This window comes from Companilactobacillus suantsaicola (assembly GCF_004745525.1).
GTDB classification, from domain to species: Bacteria; Bacillota; Bacilli; order Lactobacillales; family Lactobacillaceae; genus Companilactobacillus; species Companilactobacillus suantsaicola.
The window spans coordinates 23,823-41,409 of the sequence record NZ_RKLY01000024.1 but is presented as its reverse complement, the minus strand read 5'-3'; the positions used below and the strand labels follow the sequence as shown (position 1 = coordinate 41,409).

Genomic DNA, 17,587 nt, shown 5'->3' with positions numbered 1-17,587 from the left:
AACTTTTACAATATCCGGCTTTTCGTCCATTAAAAATACCTCACCATTTATTTTGATGAGGTAATCATATCGCTTATTGTGGACCGAGAGAATACGGTCGGTTATTTACTGCTTACGTTAATCATCAGTTAGACGAGCACAATAAGCGTCATAGTGGTGATGTCAGAGTACCTGATATCATTGATTTAAGTCTGAATCAAACTAAAGATCTGCTAAATGATTTAAATATAAAACATGATTTTATAGTTATCGACCCCAGTACTAAATTAGCATCACAAAAAGTCGATACGGTTATTAAAACAGTCCCTAAAGCTAATACTGTTTTGCCAGCAAACGGATTTATTAAAATTTATTATATGAATAATGAAGTGTTGGAACAGAGTAAGGAACTTTTAAAAGCAGTTAATGAGCGTAAACAATCTCGCAAAGATTCCGCAAAGTCTTTAGCTAATAAAATTGGTCAAGAAACCAAGTCAGGCATCAGTGGAGCCGTGGAAGCATCTAAAAAGTTGGTACCACATCCTAAGAGAAAGAAAGCTAAGAAGATAAAAGCGACTATTATTGAGGTTCCCAAAGAGTCTGATGATTCTAATGAATAGTAAAATTTGTCAAAAAATTTATTTGCGTATATTTCAAAATCCCAATCACACAATCCTTAAAGAAATATTAAAAAAAATAACTATTAGTGAATAATACTAAACTGTAAGAATAATGTAATAGAAATGTATAAATCTTTTTCTGTGGAGACACTTATAATTGTGTTAATAAATTATTTGTAATCGCAGAATGAGGGTAATCACATTAAGAATAAACGAGGGATGTATAAAAAAATTCTTATCAATATTTTGGTTATTAGTGCGCTTGTCGTGGGATTAAGCTACTATTTCCATAATAATTCACAGGCTTCAGCGGATAGTGAGGATAGTCCGAAGAAGGTTTTGACGATCAAAAAGAAACAGTCGATCATCAAAACCAATTTGACCAATTATTTGAAGACAGTCACTAAAGACAGTACTGCCAGCGTCAGTTTTTATAATTTGGGAAATGATGGATCTTCTAATAATCAGTATGCCAAGATTCATCAAAAAGGCGCTTTGGAAGTTGAGTCCAACGCCACGGCTGTCATGACCGCTGCTAGTACTTATAAATTGTATCTCACGGCGTTTTTAATGCACCAAAAACAAAACGGTGATTTCTCTTGGACTAGTGAGAACGAAACAGGTTTCACCAAAATGATCGTTAATAGTGAAAATGATTTTGCGGAAGAGCAAATCCTCAATAACGGTGCTGATACAATCAGTTCATTCATTGCTAGCCAAGGTTGGTATCCAAAAGTTTTCCAAACCGACGAAGCCGCTCAGACGACAAGTTATAGCTTGCAACTATTGTTGGAAAGCTTAGAAGCTGGAACTGGAGTCTTCCAAGATCCGTTTGATCAGTCGATGATTTTGAATTTGATGGGCAAACAGATTTATCGAAGCGGAATTCCAGCCGGAGCTGCTGCCGCAGAAACAGGTACGACTGTTCAGGATAAAGTCGGCTTCTTGGAAGATACAAACAACGATGCCGGAATCGTAACCCTACCCAATGGACAAAAGTATATCCTGGTAATCATGACGAATGGCCATAACCAAAGTGGTCTAAGTGGTTTTTCACGAATAGCTAAAATCACTAAAAACGTTCAAAAAATTGTTTACGGTGCTCATGCTGGAGAAAAACTGGTTAATTACTCTTAAGTAAAAGGCCAGTCATAAGGTTTAGCGATTCCACGCCTAATGTAATCTTCGCGATACAGTTCATAAATTCTTTGACAGATTTTCCAGTTTTCTTCGTCCCACTCTAAGCGTTTTTCTCCACAAATTAATAAAACCTTAGTGGGGTGAGAGAGTTTGTAGTCGATTTGCAAGACCCCTAAACTTTTAAAACCTTTGGTTAAGTTGAACCAAAGATGGTCGGTCATTGGAATAGCTTTAGCGGGAGTAATTAATTGAATATTGGTTAATAAAATAGTCGGTGCAGCGTACTTTTTGTTGTGATCGTTATATTTGAAGCCATATTTTTTGAACTCTCCGTGGAAAGTGAAACGTCTTTCCTTTCCAATGTCTGCCAAAATTAACCGCTTATTTGTAGTCATCGCGAAATCTCCTTAATCGTGTTAACTATAAATTACGAAAAAAAGACTGAAATTACGGATTAATTATCCATAGTTTCAGTCTTTTTTAGTGCTTTGTAACCGGCACTGGTAAATTTGTTGAACATTTGCAGGTCTTTGTACCACGAATCATCTTTGGTGAAATGGTGGCGTTTGTTGATGGCAAATGAACCGTGAATCGAGTAAATGAAGAGTAATTCAGCTTCTTTTTCGTTCAATCCGGCTCGCTTTTGAATCGAAGGTACGATCGTGTCGCGTTCGTGAGCGATAATGCGGCCAATGATGTAGTCACTCAAACTGGAATCCATCAAAAGGTCACGGTACTTTTGCGAGTCAGCAATTCTTTGGCAAGCTGGCAAGAGTGATTCGTTTTCTTTCAAGACGTCTAAACTCACTTTGGCCGGATCAATGGTAAAGCTTGATTCACCTGTGAAAAGTAGGGCGTCATCCAAAACGGCATTCAAGACGTCGGTCAAGTTGTCGAAGTGTAAGTAAAAAGTCGAGCGAGTGATGTCGGCTTTACGGCAAATCATCGCCACATTAATTTCCGGATATGATTTTTCTGATATTAAGTCCAAAAAAGCATCTTTAACGACATTGATGGTGTAAATAGTTCTGCGATCCATAAAAATCTCCTTAACACATTTTAAAAACTGTCCATAATTGGATGATTTTTAAAAATGTGTACTTAATTTTGGTTTCGTTATCCTGTATTTTAAAAGATATTCAATACACTGTGTACATAATTGTACACCATGATAACAAAAATTAAAAAGGAGTTCTAATGAAAACAGAGATCAAGCAAGCTCAAGCGATGATTCGTAACAGTGATGCAATCCTGATTAGTGCCAGTAATGGGCTATCGATTGCCGAAGGTTACAACATTTTCGCTGACGACGAGAATTTTGAAAAATATTTCGAGCATTTTCGCGTATTATATGGAATCAACAGTTTATTGCAGGGCGTGATGTCACAATTGCCAACTCCCGACCACCAAGAGTTTATGCGCCAGGTGCACCAGTATTTAGTGAGCGATTACCAACCTACAGCTGTTTTTCAAAATTTGAAGCACTTGTTGCGAGGAAAAAATTATTTTGTGGTAACTTCAAACGCTGATTCACACTTCCAATTAAACGGTTTTGATAAGAATAAGCTTTGGGAAATTGAAGGCAATTTTGAGGGTCTGCAGATGAAAACGCCGCAGTGGCAAGCTCAGGAGGATAACTTCTTGGAGTTTGTTCAAACTAATAAAGATAAGAAAGTTTTGCAGCTGGAATTAGGTATCGGGGCCAGGAATCAAATGATCAAAGCTCCATTAATGGAGTCCGTTGCGAAATATAATTGGCAATTTCTAACTTTGAATTTAGCTAAAGAAATCAATATTGCTCCGGATATTCAAGCGAACTCTTTAGCTTTGCCAGGTGATATTAAAACAACTTTGACGGAATTATTGGAGGATTTTTAAAATGGATGATTTAACTTTTTACGAGAAACTGGTTATGAAGACACAGACTAACTATTCTAATTTTTTTAATGTTTACGCTAGTGGCAGCACACCGGTCAAATTGACGGACAAGCCAGCTTTGCCATACGATGAGCAGATTCAAATTTTGGCTGATAAGATCAAGCAAGCTGATCACATTATTGTTGGTGGAGCTTCCGGTTTATCAGCTGCTGGCGGTGGTGATTTCTACTACGAGAACAATGATTCTTTCAAAAAGTACTTTGGTAAATTCGCTGAAAAATATAACCTTAACGGTGCCTTTTCCGGAATGCAATATCCTTGGCCAACTCGAGAGGAGTATTGGGGTTATTTAGCAACTTTTCTTTACACGACTCAACATGCGGAAATTAGACAACCTTATCGTGACTTGCAAGCTATTTTGAAAGACAAGGATTACTTCATTTTGACGACTAATCAAGATACTCAAGCAATTAAAGCTTTTCCTGAAGACAAAGTGGCTCAGATTCAAGGTGATCATCGATTCTTCCAGTGTTCACAACGTTGTAGCGATGAAGTTTGGGATGCAGTTAAACCAGTTGAAGAGATGGTCAAAGCTATGGGGGATGACACTAAAGTGCCAACCGACATGATTCCTAGATGTCCTAACTGTGGTGCTGAAGCTTTCCCTTGGGTGCGTGGTTACGGCAATTTCTTAGAAGGAACTCGTTATCATCAAGAATATCAAAAAATTTCTGATGACGTTTTAAATCATCTCCATGACGATCACTTATTATTGATCGAACTAGGCGTTGGCCGAATGACACCAATGTTTATTCAAGAACCATTCTGGGGTCTAACCGGAAGTTTAGAAGGTTCATACGATGTGATGATCAATCGTGATTACCAATTTTTACCAGAAGAAATTGAGGATAAAGGCCAATCCATTAAGGGCGACATCGCTAAAGCTTTGAGTGACGTTCGTCAAATTCTCGAAAAGTAAAAGAAGATTTTTAGTATTTCACATTCTTTCAAATTAATCTTAAATTGTTTCCAAAAGCCTGATTCCTTAAACGAGGAAAGGGGTATAATCGCTTTGGAAATATAAAAATATTTGTTTAGGGAGAGTGTGTTTATGAGAATTTCTTTGAAAAAATCGGCGACACTGATTGCTGCTCTAGCAATGGCAACAACAGGGGTCTTGTCACTGAATTCAACAACAGCAAAAGCTGCAACCGTAGCGACTGTAAAGCCTGGCGTGACAGCTAGACTATATACTTCACAAGGCTACTTGATCACTAATCGGGCTTTGGCACCTAATACACCTTGGCGTGTTGGTAAAATTGTGAAAATCAATGGCGGAACTTTTTACCAAGTTGCTACCAACGAATATTTGCAGGCGTCAGATTAGACGTTAAACGATGGTAATAGCCAGGCTATCGGTACTATCGTCAATGGGAGTGCGCCGATTTATTACACGATGACAAAAGGTGAAATTCCGGCTGCTAGAAATCTACCAAATGGCTCGACTTGGAAAGTTGATCGTGCTATCAAAGATACAACTGGCGCAGTTTATTACGAAGTTGCTTCTAATCAATGGATCAGTGCTAAGAATATGACGGTCAATAAAGCCGTTGAGACTGTAAATTCTAACACTAACTTCAGCACCTTCTCATCAAAAGGTAAGGTTGCTGTCAATCCACAAAAACCAACTAATAATCAAACTTCGAATTCAAATCCAGATACAGCCAGTGTAGCCGCCGCCGTACTCAAATCAATCAACGACGAACGTGCTGCCAAAGGGGTCGCTCCATTGTCACAAACTGCCGCTTTGACAAATACTGCCAATATTCGTGCCAAAGAAATTTCCGTGAAATTTGATCATCAAAGACCAAACGGCTCAATGTGCTTCTCAGCTTTCCCAGACGGATGGGGTACTGAAGAAGAGAACATTGCCTACAGATACAAACGTCCTGCAAACGAAATTGCCGCAAATATCATGAACAGTTTCAGAGCAGAAAACTTTGCTCCAAGTCACTATACAAATGTCCTATCACCCGATGTAAAAACAGTCGGAGTCGGCGTTTACCGTTCAGGTGACAGATATTACGTTGCTGAAGATTTTATGGGTTAATGAATTTTAATACAGACTAAAAAAAACTGAAGTCATTGGGAAAATCCCAATGGCTTCAGTTTTTTTACATTCAAGGAGCATTATCACTATATCTCAACATTCTTACCAAAGTAATTGTGTTGAACCGCCATCATTGCTCCAGCTACGGCACCATCAAATTGGTCGTAACTTTTCACTTGGATTGGCTGAGGATCAACGCCATTGATGACGAATTGGTTTTGAACTAAAAAGCGACTCAAAATAGTCTTCAATGGTGGTAGTTCAAAGATTTGTCCGTGCAAGATGATTTTATCCGAAACGATCATGACAGAAAGGTTGTTTAGCGCAATGGCCAAGTATTTCATCGCATTAGTCAAAATAGAAATCACGCCATCGTCACCCATCTTGAAAGCTTTTAATAACGCCTCGATCGAGATTGAATCCGCATCAGGAACCAATTGGTGCAAGTAGGTTGTAGCGTTATTACGGTATAAAATCTTGGCCTTTTTGATGATCCAAGTTTCACTGGCATACGTCTGCAAGCAACCACGACGACCACATTCGCAAAATTCTCCATCGGGATTGACGATCATGTGGCCAATCTCGCCAACTAGAAAATCATTTGCACCGTAAACTTCACCTTGATAGACGTAGGAAGCAAACATACCGCGACTGACGTGGAAGAAAAGGTAGTTCTTATTGCTGAGGTCGTGAGTAAGTAATCGCTCAGCACTGCCCATTGTGTGAACGTTATTTTCCAAGTAAATAGGGATTTCTGATTGCTCTAAAAGCTTGCTCCAATCAAGATCGGTCCAAAGTTGGTTGTTGCTAGATATGCGTTTGGTTGTGTTATCAAAATGTCCAGGAATCGAAATACCAACCGCCTTAGGGTCGTATTTCGAACAATCATTTAAAAATTCCGTCAAATTTTGTTGATAATTTCCCATCGTGATGGCATTACTAGTGTTAATTTCAAAATTTACCGCTTTTTTCTTGATAACTTGGCCGAGATTGTCGATCAGACAAAAGCTGAAAAATTTTTCTGACAATTCACTGCCAACATAATAAGCTTGTTTGCCACAGGGAGCTAACAAAATTCTTTTACGTCCGGAACCAGCGGTCGTGGGAGTTGTTTCGCCAACTTCTTTGACAGCGCCTTGCTTGATCAACTCATTAACGATGTCACTGGTAATGGCGGCGGTGATACCGGTCTGGCGAGAAATATCTACTCGGGAGATTGAACCCGTTGTGTAAATTAAATCAAGAATTTGATAGCGTTGTTCAGTTCTTCTTTTGCTAACTTTCATATTTAATTTCTCCTTATCAAGAATTATTATAACAATTAATTATTAAAAATAAACAAAAACCATAAAAAACACCGAAAATAGCGTTGACAAATTACTTTTAAGAATATATTCTATGATTGTTAACAGAAATAAGTAATCTAAAAGCATATATGTAAACGCTTACTTCAATATTTAAATTATTAAAAATAATCAAATGGAAGTAGAGGGGTTTTAAACGTGAATAATAAGTTTATGGATAGTTTGCAGAACCGTCTGTTACCGATTGCGACAAAAATTGGTAATCAGAAGTTCTTAGTTGCACTTCGTGATTCATTCATTGGTACTATGCCTGCCGTTATGACAGGATCAATTGCTCTTTTAATTAATGCCTTTTTAGTTGATATTCCAACTCAATTCGGTTGGGATGCAATTGTTACCAACATGGCATGGTTAGCTGGAATCAACAGTTTAATTTTTCGGGGCACAGTTTCTGTTGTTTCACTAATCTTCATTTTCTCCCTAGGGGTCAATGTTGCTAAGATTTATAACACTGACAGATTATCAAGTGGTATCGTAGCGTTCAGTGCGTTCATCATTTCAATCGGTAACTCAGTCAGTTCAACTTTTGACATTTCAAAAGTAAAAGGTGATTTAGCCGGCGCTCTTAAAGGTGCTGAGGGAATCTCAATCCACGGACATCAAATGGAAGTTACGATTTCTGGTTTGATTCCAGGTTCAGATATTAGTTCTAATGGTTATTTTACAGCTATTTTAATCGGTTTCTTGTCAGCAATTATTTTCTCAAAGATCATGAACAAAAATTGGACGATCAAATTGCCTGACTCAGTACCACCTGCCATCGCTACACCGTTTCTATCAATCATTCCAGCTTTCATTTCACTATATGTAGTCGGAATCTTCATTACTGTTTTCAACAATGTAACCGGTCAGTCACTACTAGACTGGATCTATAAAGTATTGCAAATGCCATTACTCGGTATGTCACAAAATATCTTTGCCGTAATTGCCATCGCTGTTTTGACACAATTGTTCTGGTTCTTCGGAATCCACGGTGGAAATGTTATGGCACCTATCATGGAAGGGGTCTTCGGAGTTGCCTTACTAGCTAACCTTGACGCCTATCAACACCATGAAGCAATTCCTTACCTTTGGACAAGTGTTTCTTACAGTGCCTTTGTTTGGTACGCAACGCTAGGTTTGCTCATCGCCATTTTCTGGCAATCACACAACAGTCATTACCGTGAAGTTGCAAAACTTGGTCTAGCCCCAGTACTATTCAATATCGGTGAACCAGTTATGTATGGTTTACCAACTGTTTTGAATCCTTTACTATTTATTCCATTCTTGCTCTGCCCAGCTGTATTGTCCGCTGTCGCTTATGGAGCAACTTACTTTGGTCTAGTAAAGCCAGTTACTCAAAATATCACTTGGGTTATGCCACCAGTTCTATATGGATTCTTTGCTACAGCTTTTGACTGGCGCTCTATTATTTTATCACTTGTCAATTTAGCTTTAGCTACATTTATTTATCTTCCATTCGTTAAGATGGCGGATAAGCAAGACGTAGTTGAATAAGAGAGGGTAATTATGAAATTCGAGATTAAAGATCAATTCAGATTAAACGACCGGCCATTAAAAATTTTGTCAGGAGCAGTGCATTATTTTCGACTTGATCCTACCCAGTGGCACGACACATTGTTTAACTTAAAGGCAATGGGCTTCAATACAGTTGAAACGTATATTCCCTGGAATGTGCATGAACCCGATGAAGGTAAGTTTGATTTTAGTGGCCGATATGATCTGGAAAAGTTCTTAGAAATTGCTGAAGATCTCGGATTATATGTTTTACTTAGACCCACTCCGTTCATCTGTGCCGAATGGGAATTTGGCGGGCTACCAGCCTGGTTATTAAATTATGATCTGCAATTGCGTTCCAGTGATCCAGAGTTTTTGAAGAAGGTCCAAAATTATTACCAAGCGTTAATGCCGCGCTTAGTATCACACCAAATTACACACAATGGTTCAGTTTTGATGATGCAAGTTGAAAATGAATACGGATCCTATAGCGAAGATAAAACGTATTTAACTGAAATCGTCAAAATGATGAGAAGCTTGGGAGTCGACGTCCCACTTTTCACTTCTGATGGAACTTGGATCGAAGCCCTTACTGCCGGAACGTTGATCGATAAAGATATTTTTGTGACAGGTAATTTTGGATCACACTCAATCGAAAACTTTGATGCTTTAGAAAAATTTCACCAACAACACAATAAGAAGTGGCCATTAATGTGCATGGAATATTGGGATGGTTGGTTTAATCGTTGGGGTGAAAAAGTAGTTCGACGAGATGCTTCTGAAATGGTTGAAGACGTTTCGAATTTATTACAACGAGGCAGTATTAATCTATACATGTTTCGCGGGGGGACGAATTTTGGTTTTATGAATGGCTGTTCTGCTCGAAAGAACAAGGATTTGCCACAAGTTACCAGTTATGATTACGATGCAATTTTGAATGAAGCGGGAGAACCAACTGAGAAATTTTTTGCAATGCAAAATATGTTGAAACAAAACTTCCCTGATGTCCAACAACATATCCCCATTTTTCCTAAAATTAACTCCTATCCAACACAACTAAGCACCGGATGTGCCGGTTTGTTAGATAATGCTGAAAAATTTGAAGTTGTTAAAAGTTCTTACCCTAAGTCATTTGAAAAATTGCATCATTATTATGGTTATGTTTTGTATCGGACTGAAACTAAGAATTTTGGTCATGATGAAAAACTGAAAGTTATCGATGCCAATGATCGAGTTAGTTTGTACGCCGATAAAAAATATTTAGCAACGCAAACAGCCCAGACAATTGGCGACGAAGTTACTATTAACGGTGAAAATCCTCAAATTCAATTAGATATTTTAGTTGAGAATCAAAGCCGCGTTAATTATGGATACAAGTTAATGGCACCTACCCAGAAAAAAGGTATCAAAGGCGGCGTGATGGTCGATCATCAATTCCTAGTTGGTTGGCAACAATACTTGATACCATTTGATGAAACACTAAAAAAATTGTCATATCAAGCTTCACCAAAATCGACGCAACCAACTTTTAATCGTTTTACGATGAAATTAGAAGATATTCATAGTACTTACATCGATTGTTCAAAATATGGCAAAGGCTGCGTGGTAGTGAACGGAATCAATATCGGACGTTTCTGGTCTAAAGGTCCAATCCATACGCTTTATGTTCCTGGTGGGATGTTAAAGAAAGATAACGAGATTATTGTTTTTGAAACTGAAAATGTTCCAATTGAAGAATTAAGATTTAGTGACCACGCGATTATCGATAAAATGTAATAGATGGAGAAGAAAAATGATTTTTTTAAACGTACCTGCACAACAAGATAAAATTATTGAATTGCTAAATAATTATGATCAAGATGGATTGACATTTGATTTTGTTGATAAAAAAGGTTTGAAATTAAGATTTAAAACCAATGCAACAGATTTAGATGCTGCCGCCAAGACAGCTAAAGCAGCTGTAAAAGCCGAAGTCTGGGGAAGTATGTTATCCTTCCAAGCGGGCTTTGAATAGGATTAAGTAGAAAAAAAGCACTCGATTTTTACGAATCGAGTGTTTTTTGTTGTGCGCCCGGCATGGGCGCTAACTTGGTGGTGAAAGCCCATTGTGAGCCGTAGTAGTCGGAATCACTAGCCGAGGACAAGGGTGTCCACCGTGAGGTGAAATCTGAAGGAAGTCTAAAGCAAAATACTGAGCTGATGAACAAAAATCGACTATAAGGCTGGAAATGTTGGATAAATCTGCAACACAAGATAAAATCCTATACTACTCGAAAATATTTCTAGTAAAGTCGGCAGCTACATGGTATGAAAGTTAGCGTTCTTACCCGGGGAGGTCTGTATCATATGTTTGGCAAGAAAACGAAATGTATTCTACAAACAAACCAAGCAGTGATGTTTGGCTGAATGGTACAGAAGTCAGCCGAGGTCATAGTAGTCACTTGTGACGAAGGACCGAACATTAATAATTCTTTTCGATATTGGAGGTGGAAGCGGTGCGACAATCGCAGAAAACAGAACAAAAAGCTGACCATCTGAGGATGATAGATTTGGAAAATCAAAAGCAATCAGAGGCACGTAGTGCCGCCTCTGGTGAAAATACGAACAAGAATGGCATTTCATTTAAAGAAATAGTTTTAAACAGAACCAATCTTAACTTAGCTTACCAACGAGTTTATAGAAATAAAGGTGCACAAGGAATAGATGGAATGACTGTCTATGAGCTGTTTGACTATATCAAAGAGAATAAAACTCAATTGATAGAATCGCTAAGCAATCTTACTTATAAGCCCAAGCCTGTTAGAAGAGTAGAGATACCCAAGCCCGATGGGTCAAAGCGTAAGTTAGGTGTACCAACGGTCGTTGACCGCTTAGTACAACAGGCCATTGCACAAGCAATGACGCCTGTGTTTGAGAATGTGTTTTCTGATAATAGCTTTGGATTTAGACCAAATCGAAGTGCCCATGATGCCATAAAACGTGTCACAGAATTTTATGATCAAGGCTATCACTTTGTGATAGACCTCGACCTAAAATCATACTTCGATACGGTCAATCATGACCTACTGATGAAATTCATCAGGCAGTATATTAATGATGAATGGTTATTGAGAATGATTCGTAAATTCTTGACTAGTGGTGTAATGGATGGACAATTATTCCAAAAGTCCGAAAAAGGAACACCACAAGGTGGTAACCTATCGCCAATATTAGCTAATATCTATTTGAACGAACTCGATAAATTACTCGTGTCCCGAGGACATAAATTTGTTCGCTATGCCGATGACTGTAATATTTATGTCAAAAGTAAACGAGCTGGATACCGAGTTCTTGAAAGTATTTCAAAATTTCTTGAGAAAGACTTAAAATTAACCATTAATCGAAAGAAAACTAAAGTTGGTTCTCCATTAAGGTTGAAATTTCTAGGATTTTCTCTCGGTATGTCTGCCAAGGGTGTTTATATAAGACCCAGCGGACAAGCTAAAAAGAGAGTCAAACAATCACTCAAGTTAATGACAAAGAGGAATCGAGGCAGGAGCCTCGATGTTCTCTTTAAAGAGATACATCAAAAGATGATAGGTTGGCTCAACTATTATGGAATTGGAAGTATGAAAACATTCATTAAGGATTTAGATGAATGGCTTCGTTCAAGAATCAGACAATATATCTGGAAATCATGGAAGAAAGTCAAAACCAGAATTAGAAACCTAGTAAAACTTGGTATGACAAAGAATCAGGCTCGCATCTTCGCTAACACCCGCAAGGGGTATTGGCGAACCGCACACAGTAAGACCTTGTCATACACTTTAACGAATAGAAAACTCGAGTCCCTTGGCCTAATAAATATGTCCAAGAAACTCGAGTCTATTCAAAATGCTTAAATTAATGAACCGCCGTATACGGAACCGTACGTACGGTGGTGTGAGAGGTCGGTGACTAATTGTCACTTCCTACTCGATTGGAGAATCAATCCTAAATTATTCTTATTTCTTTTCCGTTGCTTTTTCACTACTTTCTTTGTGACCATCTCGCCAAAACCAAACGAAGAACCAAGTAATACTAATCAGAGCTAATACAGCGGTCCAAATTAGGATTGGTTTGTTCATGTTCGTGGGTGCGTATAATTTAAAAATATTGGAAAGAGCAATGACCCAGATGATTGGTTCACAGGCAATTACGATTGGTCGCCAAGCTTTTTTGATGACGAACATGGTGATAATGGCGGCGACAATAACTAGTGCATTGATGGTAACGACTAAACCGTCGGTTAGGGTGAGACTGAGAACTTTGGGTTTGAAAAATTGAATGCCGGTAAAAATTAAAATTGAAAATATCGAGACGACCCAAGTCGATAGTAAACCTAATTTCTTATTTTGAATTAGTTTGGGATAGACACTTTGATGAATAAACCAAAGAATGCCCCAAATTAGGAAGAGTAAAAAGATTCCGTTTAATAAAAAGGGTGCTAAATTTAATTGTCGGCTTTGACTGTTCATCTGGAGGATCAAAGTCCAAATGGCACTGATGCCGAAGATGATCCCATAAAATTTTAATTGTTTTTTGGGAGTGATTTTCGGAAAGTTACTGATCAATTGATCAGCAACTTCGTTAGGGTGCTGCCCAAAATACTCTTTAGCAGTGGAACCATCCTTTTGTGCGTCGAGGATGTCTTGCAAAATTTCGAAAAGCCGGCTTTCCACTTCGTAATCGTCGTATAAAATACCGGCTGTCCGTACGTAAACGAGTAGGTCATCGTAATACTTGGCATTTTCGGGGTTCAGGTCTTTTCGTAAGACGTTGTTATTTGCAATTAGTTGTTGTGTTTCGTCTGATTTACTCATCTTGTCCACCTTTTTGAGAAATAATTTTGTTGACGACTGATTCTAGTGCTTGCCACTGACTGACAAATTCGTGTAATTGTTTTTGACCTTGTTTTGTCAGTGAATAATACTTGCGCATGGGACCTTCGGATGAAGGCTTTTGTTGGCTGGTCAAGTCGCCGCGTTTTTCCAATTTTTGAAGTAGCGGATAAACGGTTCCGCCAATCACATCGGTAAAACCGAGCTTATTTAGTTTCTGGACTAATTCGTAGCCGTAAACCTCATCTTGGGAAACGACGATCAGTACGCAGCCTTCGAGTACTCCTTTGAGTAATTGAGAATTATTCATTTTTTTGACCTCACTATTATGTAATACATACTACTAGGGTCTAACTAGTATGTAAAGCATAATAGTGAAATCTTTGGTAGAATAGTTTTGAAATAAAAATTGTGGGGAAGAAATAATGGATAATGAGGAATTATTAAAGTCAGACATTATTGACCGACACGTTCGTCAAGGACTCGGATTAAGCTGGGTCAATTTTGCCGTTTTGTTTTGTGCAACCTTGATTGCCAGTGTCGGTTTGAATATGAATTCAGTCGCGGTCATCATTGGAGCCATGTTGATCTCGCCGATTATGGATCCCATCATCGGAATGGGGTATGGCTTCGGGATTCGTGATACTAAATTGATTCGCAAAGCCGCCACCTTGTACGTGATCGAGTTGGTAGTTGCGTTAGTTGCGGCGACGATCTACTTTGCTTTGTCACCAATCAAAGATGCTAGTGAGCAAATAATCGCTCGGACCCAACCAGCCATTTGGGATGTGTTAGTGGCCTTCTTTGGAGGTGTCGCCGGCATCATCGGTTCAGCCAAGAAAGACCCCGGTAATATCCTACCAGGAGTAGCGATTGCGACCGCATTGATACCACCACTTTCAACCGTCGGTTACGGCGTCAGTCAAATGAACTGGTCGATAGTTTTCAGCGCCGGCTACTTGTTCTTGATCAACACCTTCTTTATCGCCTTAGCCACGATGATCTGTACCTTGATTTTTAATTTGAAAGCTAAGAAATCAGCATCGATGCCTTTGAAAAATCAGATTTTGATTTTCGCTGCCGCGATAGTAATCACGATACCAAGTTTGGTGTCGGCTTCAAAATTGGTCAAGCAGACTTACAATGAGACACAATTGACAAGCTTCGTCACCAACGAATTGCCAGGTGTCTACGTCGTTAATAAAGAAATCGATAATGACGAAATAAAGTTAGCAGTCATTGGCAGTCAGTTTAGTGATTCGGAAATCACAAATTTGAATCAAAAATTGCCTAACTATCAATTAGGGAGCTATAAGTTACAGATCCAACAACTCTCGAAAGGAAATTATTTGAGTGTTGATGCCTTTAAGAAATATGTCGACCAAGAGAAAACTAAGACCATTCAAACGACGGCAACGGATAATTCGGATAAGAATCTTTTGAAATTGAAACAACAATTGTTGAAGAAGTATCCAGATGAAGTTGAAAAAGTTTACGTTGGTCAAATGGCCTCAAAGAGTAAGACTAAAAAAGCTATTATTTTAGTTCAATTAAAAGATGATACTAAAGAGAACCAAGATAAAGTTAAGAAATACGTTGAGAATGCGGCTGACAAGTTAGACGTCAATCCATCGATTCATTTTACGAAAGAATAAATGAAGACACAAAAAGAGCACTAGGTGACCACACCTAGTGCCTTTTTGGATACAGAATAACCGAGAATAGTTACCCTTTGTTTGATGTATCAAATTCATTATACACATTAAGTAGCGTGAATACAAAAAAACTCCCAGCACCCTGAGAGTTTTTTCAAAATTATTATGCTGCAGCATTTTCTTGTTCTTGTTTGAGCAATCTTCTGTCGTAACGTTTGATAAATGGATACCAAACAAGGAATGCGACGATAGCACAGACTACAGATAGAACAGCACCTTTCCAACTAGCAGTACCAATGAAACCACTCAAACCAACTGGTGTAGGCCATGGTTGTTGAAGAATGATCTTAGGAACTAGTTTCAATGTGACAGCAAAGTAGCTGACAAGACCTGAAACTAGTGGAGCACCGATAAATGGAATAAACAAATCAATGTTATAAACAATTGGTAAACCGAATAGTAAAGGTTCGTTAATATTGAAGATAGCTGGAACAACTTCAACTTTACCAATTTCTCTTAGTTGTGCAGATTTTGCACGAGTTGCTAGCCAAATAGCAACACCTAATGTAGCACCTGAACCACCAATGATAACAAAGGCGTTCAATGGGTCACCAGCGAAGAAGTTGTTAGCACCTTTAACGTTGGCAGCCATATTTGCCAAAATAATTGGTGTGTAGAATGAACTCATGATTGTAGCACCGTGGATACCGAACCACCATAGGAAGTGGATCAAGAAGATGATAATCAAGAATCCCCACCAAGTATTAGTAATCTTACTAATAAATGAGAATGGAATGTATAATACCTTGAATAAATCAGTTCCGGCAAGAACTAGTGATAAGTTGATTACTGCGATTACGACAGCCACGCATAATCCAGGAATCAATGAACTAAATGAATTAGCAACACCAGCAGGAACTGAAGCAGGCATCTTAATACGCCAGTTGTGCTTGATAGTGAAGCGATAAACTTGCACTGTAATCCAGCCAACAACTAAACCAGTAAAGATACCAACGGCAGCAATTCTAGTAATACCGGAACCAGATACAGCAATACCACCACCGATAATGTTATCAGGCTTTAGTGATTGTTGAAGTTGGATAGAACCACTCTTCCAGATCATTTGTGGAACAGTGATGAAGAATCCCATCAAGAACATGAACAATGCATTGATAGGAACTAAATCCAATTTTTCTTCGTGAGCATAAATCTTTGTATAAGAATATGTAAACTCACCCGCAAAGATTAGGGCTAAAATACCCATTGAAGCGTTATAAATTACTTGGAATAAGTTCGAGAAACGCCCTAAAGAATTTGCGTACAACGCAGCGAACCCAGGAATTGGGAATGCTTGCGGTAAAACAGTTAAAATTAAGAAAATAGCACCGATAATAGAGAATGGAATAACACTATAACCAGCATCCATGATAGCTCTAACGAATCTAGAACCAGCAAATTTACCGGCAAAGTTACCCAGCTTTTCCTTAAAAGTGCCGGACTCCTCATTTGCCATATATATCCCTCCTTCAAAAGAATACATTGATTATGATAGTGCAACCGTTTTCAAAAGTAAACCGATTTTTTAAATAAAATTAAACCATTTTCGGGCTTATACACCTATTAAATCAAGATGTCAAGACTCATTCGAATCTGTATCATACAGAAAGTGGTATACCTCATTTTATTTATTTGCGGAAATATCGTTGAAGTTTCTCTATAAGAATTTCGGTTTCTATCTATTAACGTATAAATACTTTTTGTACAGGAAACCATACATTTGTTTACTATTTTTATTGTGATGGTTATATAATTATAGAAAATGTATCGGGGGCTGGTCGTATGGCACGTAAAGTTATCCTTTTTATTACGCAAACTTTGGACGGTTATATCGCCAATGAAAAGGGCAAAATCAATTTTTTATGGAATGATAAATTTGCATCGGGGAACGCAGTTGATCGAGAGTATGCCAAACTTTCCAAACGAGTTAATACTGTGGTGATGGGAAGACACACTTACAATCAAGTCGTAAATGAACTTTCCCCAACGACATATCCGTATGCCGACTATGAAAATTACGTGATGACGACTCATCCCTTACCAGACGAGGATAATATTCACTTCATCAACGGCGACGTCGCCAAATTAGTGAAAGATTTGAAGTCAAAGTCATCACGTGGCGATATTTGGGTCATCGGTGGCAGCAACGTCATCGCCCCATTAGTCAACGCCGATTTAATCGACATCTATCATATCGGAATCGTGCCAATCGTCTTGGGAAAAGGAATCCCGCTGTTTTCCGAACGCGTGTCACCCAAAGAATTAACTTTAGATTCTGTAAAAAAAGTAGACGAAATTGTGTATTTAGAATACGTAAGATAAAAAGTTAAACAAATACTATAAAAAATAGAGGTACTGATTAAATTCAGTACCTCTATTTTTGATATATGCCATAGTAATATTTTTATTTTTAATTAATTATTAGCCT

General features: G+C 38.3%; 18 protein-coding genes and 1 pseudogene. 13 read left to right on the top strand and 6 right to left on the bottom strand.

Annotated elements, in window-relative coordinates; translation table 11 throughout:
* Positions 1-68 precede the first annotated feature (68 nt).
* The 3 genes and pseudogenes from EGT49_RS12820 to EGT49_RS09195 all read left to right on the top strand — a co-directional run.
* A pseudogene (locus EGT49_RS12820) lies at positions 69-341 on the top strand (PASTA domain-containing protein); the annotation flags it as partial.
* Positions 342-356: 15 nt separating this feature from the next.
* A complete protein-coding gene (locus tag EGT49_RS12655; protein WP_246013829.1) occupies positions 357-599 on the top strand; it encodes a hypothetical protein in 243 nt (80 codons plus the stop codon).
* Positions 600-818: 219 nt separating this feature from the next.
* On the top strand, positions 819-1,736 hold the full coding sequence (locus EGT49_RS09195) for a serine hydrolase (RefSeq protein WP_135373684.1): 918 nt from the start codon (positions 819-821) through the stop codon (positions 1,734-1,736).
* Here the strand turns inward: EGT49_RS09195 and EGT49_RS09190 are convergent.
* Positions 1,733-2,134 (bottom strand): hypothetical protein, encoded by a 402-nt coding sequence (locus EGT49_RS09190; protein ID WP_135373682.1) that lies wholly within the window; start codon positions 2,132-2,134, stop codon positions 1,733-1,735. The genes EGT49_RS09195 and EGT49_RS09190 overlap by 4 nt on opposite strands.
* Before the next feature lie 59 nt (positions 2,135-2,193).
* Positions 2,194-2,778 carry a TetR/AcrR family transcriptional regulator gene (locus EGT49_RS09185; RefSeq protein WP_135373680.1) on the bottom strand — a complete coding sequence of 195 codons (585 nt, stop codon included), beginning with the start codon at positions 2,776-2,778 and terminating at the stop codon, positions 2,194-2,196.
* Between the two features lie 158 nt (positions 2,779-2,936).
* Here EGT49_RS09185 and EGT49_RS09180 point away from each other — a divergent pair, with 158 nt between their 5' ends.
* The 4 genes from EGT49_RS09180 (at position 2,937) to EGT49_RS09165 (ending at position 5,727) form a co-directional block, all read left to right on the top strand.
* Complete coding sequence (locus EGT49_RS09180; protein ID WP_135373679.1) at positions 2,937-3,617, top strand: SIR2 family NAD-dependent protein deacylase; 681 nt, start codon at positions 2,937-2,939, stop codon at positions 3,615-3,617.
* A 1-nt stretch (position 3,618) separates the two neighbouring features.
* Positions 3,619-4,596: an SIR2 family NAD-dependent protein deacylase gene (locus tag EGT49_RS09175; RefSeq protein ID WP_135373677.1), complete on the top strand. Its 978-nt coding sequence runs from the start codon at positions 3,619-3,621 to the stop codon at positions 4,594-4,596.
* Positions 4,597-4,728: 132 nt separating this feature from the next.
* Positions 4,729-5,004, top strand: coding sequence for an SLAP domain-containing protein (locus EGT49_RS09170; protein WP_135373676.1), 276 nt, complete (start codon positions 4,729-4,731; stop codon positions 5,002-5,004).
* Positions 5,005-5,073: 69 nt separating this feature from the next.
* Positions 5,074-5,727, top strand: a complete 654-nt coding sequence (locus tag EGT49_RS09165; RefSeq protein WP_135373675.1) for a CAP domain-containing protein — start codon at positions 5,074-5,076, stop codon at positions 5,725-5,727.
* An 86-nt stretch (positions 5,728-5,813) separates the two neighbouring features.
* On the opposite strand, the gene EGT49_RS09160 is transcribed toward EGT49_RS09165, so the two are convergent.
* Positions 5,814-7,013, bottom strand: a complete 1,200-nt coding sequence (locus tag EGT49_RS09160) for an ROK family transcriptional regulator (protein WP_135373673.1) — start codon at positions 7,011-7,013, stop codon at positions 5,814-5,816.
* A gap of 231 nt (positions 7,014-7,244) precedes the next feature.
* On the opposite strand from EGT49_RS09160, the gene EGT49_RS09155 reads away from it, so the two are divergent.
* The 4 genes from EGT49_RS09155 to ltrA all read left to right on the top strand — a co-directional run bounded on the left by EGT49_RS09155 (position 7,245) and on the right by ltrA (position 12,469).
* Complete coding sequence (locus tag EGT49_RS09155) at positions 7,245-8,588, top strand: PTS sugar transporter subunit IIC (protein ID WP_135373686.1); 1,344 nt, start codon at positions 7,245-7,247, stop codon at positions 8,586-8,588.
* Positions 8,589-8,597: 9 nt separating this feature from the next.
* Positions 8,598-10,364, top strand: a complete 1,767-nt coding sequence (locus tag EGT49_RS09150; protein WP_135373672.1) for a glycoside hydrolase family 35 protein — start codon at positions 8,598-8,600, stop codon at positions 10,362-10,364.
* 16 nt (positions 10,365-10,380) lie between these two features.
* The gene (locus EGT49_RS09145; protein ID WP_135373671.1) at positions 10,381-10,602 is read left to right on the top strand and encodes a hypothetical protein; all 222 of its coding nucleotides are present in this window, start codon (positions 10,381-10,383) and stop codon (positions 10,600-10,602) included.
* 481 nt (positions 10,603-11,083) lie between these two features.
* A complete protein-coding gene (gene ltrA / locus EGT49_RS09135) occupies positions 11,084-12,469 on the top strand; it encodes a group II intron reverse transcriptase/maturase (protein ID WP_135373668.1) in 1,386 nt (461 codons plus the stop codon).
* 102 nt (positions 12,470-12,571) lie between these two features.
* On the opposite strand, the gene EGT49_RS09130 is transcribed toward ltrA, so the two are convergent.
* A complete protein-coding gene (locus tag EGT49_RS09130; protein ID WP_135373666.1) occupies positions 12,572-13,429 on the bottom strand; it encodes a DUF1129 domain-containing protein in 858 nt (285 codons plus the stop codon).
* The gene (locus tag EGT49_RS09125; protein WP_135373665.1) at positions 13,422-13,757 is read right to left on the bottom strand and encodes a PadR family transcriptional regulator; all 336 of its coding nucleotides are present in this window, start codon (positions 13,755-13,757) and stop codon (positions 13,422-13,424) included. The genes EGT49_RS09130 and EGT49_RS09125 overlap by 8 nt, the downstream gene beginning before the upstream one ends.
* Positions 13,758-13,872: 115 nt before the next feature.
* Between EGT49_RS09125 and EGT49_RS09120 the strand changes: the two genes are divergently transcribed.
* On the top strand, positions 13,873-15,102 hold the full coding sequence (locus EGT49_RS09120) for a DUF389 domain-containing protein (protein ID WP_135373664.1): 1,230 nt from the start codon (positions 13,873-13,875) through the stop codon (positions 15,100-15,102).
* Positions 15,103-15,265: 163 nt separating this feature from the next.
* Here EGT49_RS09120 and celB read toward each other — a convergent pair whose 3' ends face one another.
* On the bottom strand, positions 15,266-16,615 hold the full coding sequence (celB, locus tag EGT49_RS09115; protein WP_135373662.1) for a PTS cellobiose transporter subunit IIC: 1,350 nt from the start codon (positions 16,613-16,615) through the stop codon (positions 15,266-15,268).
* 326 nt (positions 16,616-16,941) lie between these two features.
* Between celB and EGT49_RS09110 the strand changes: the two genes are divergently transcribed.
* On the top strand, positions 16,942-17,481 hold the full coding sequence (locus EGT49_RS09110; RefSeq protein WP_135373661.1) for a dihydrofolate reductase family protein: 540 nt from the start codon (positions 16,942-16,944) through the stop codon (positions 17,479-17,481).
* The last annotated feature ends 106 nt before the right edge of the window (positions 17,482-17,587 follow it).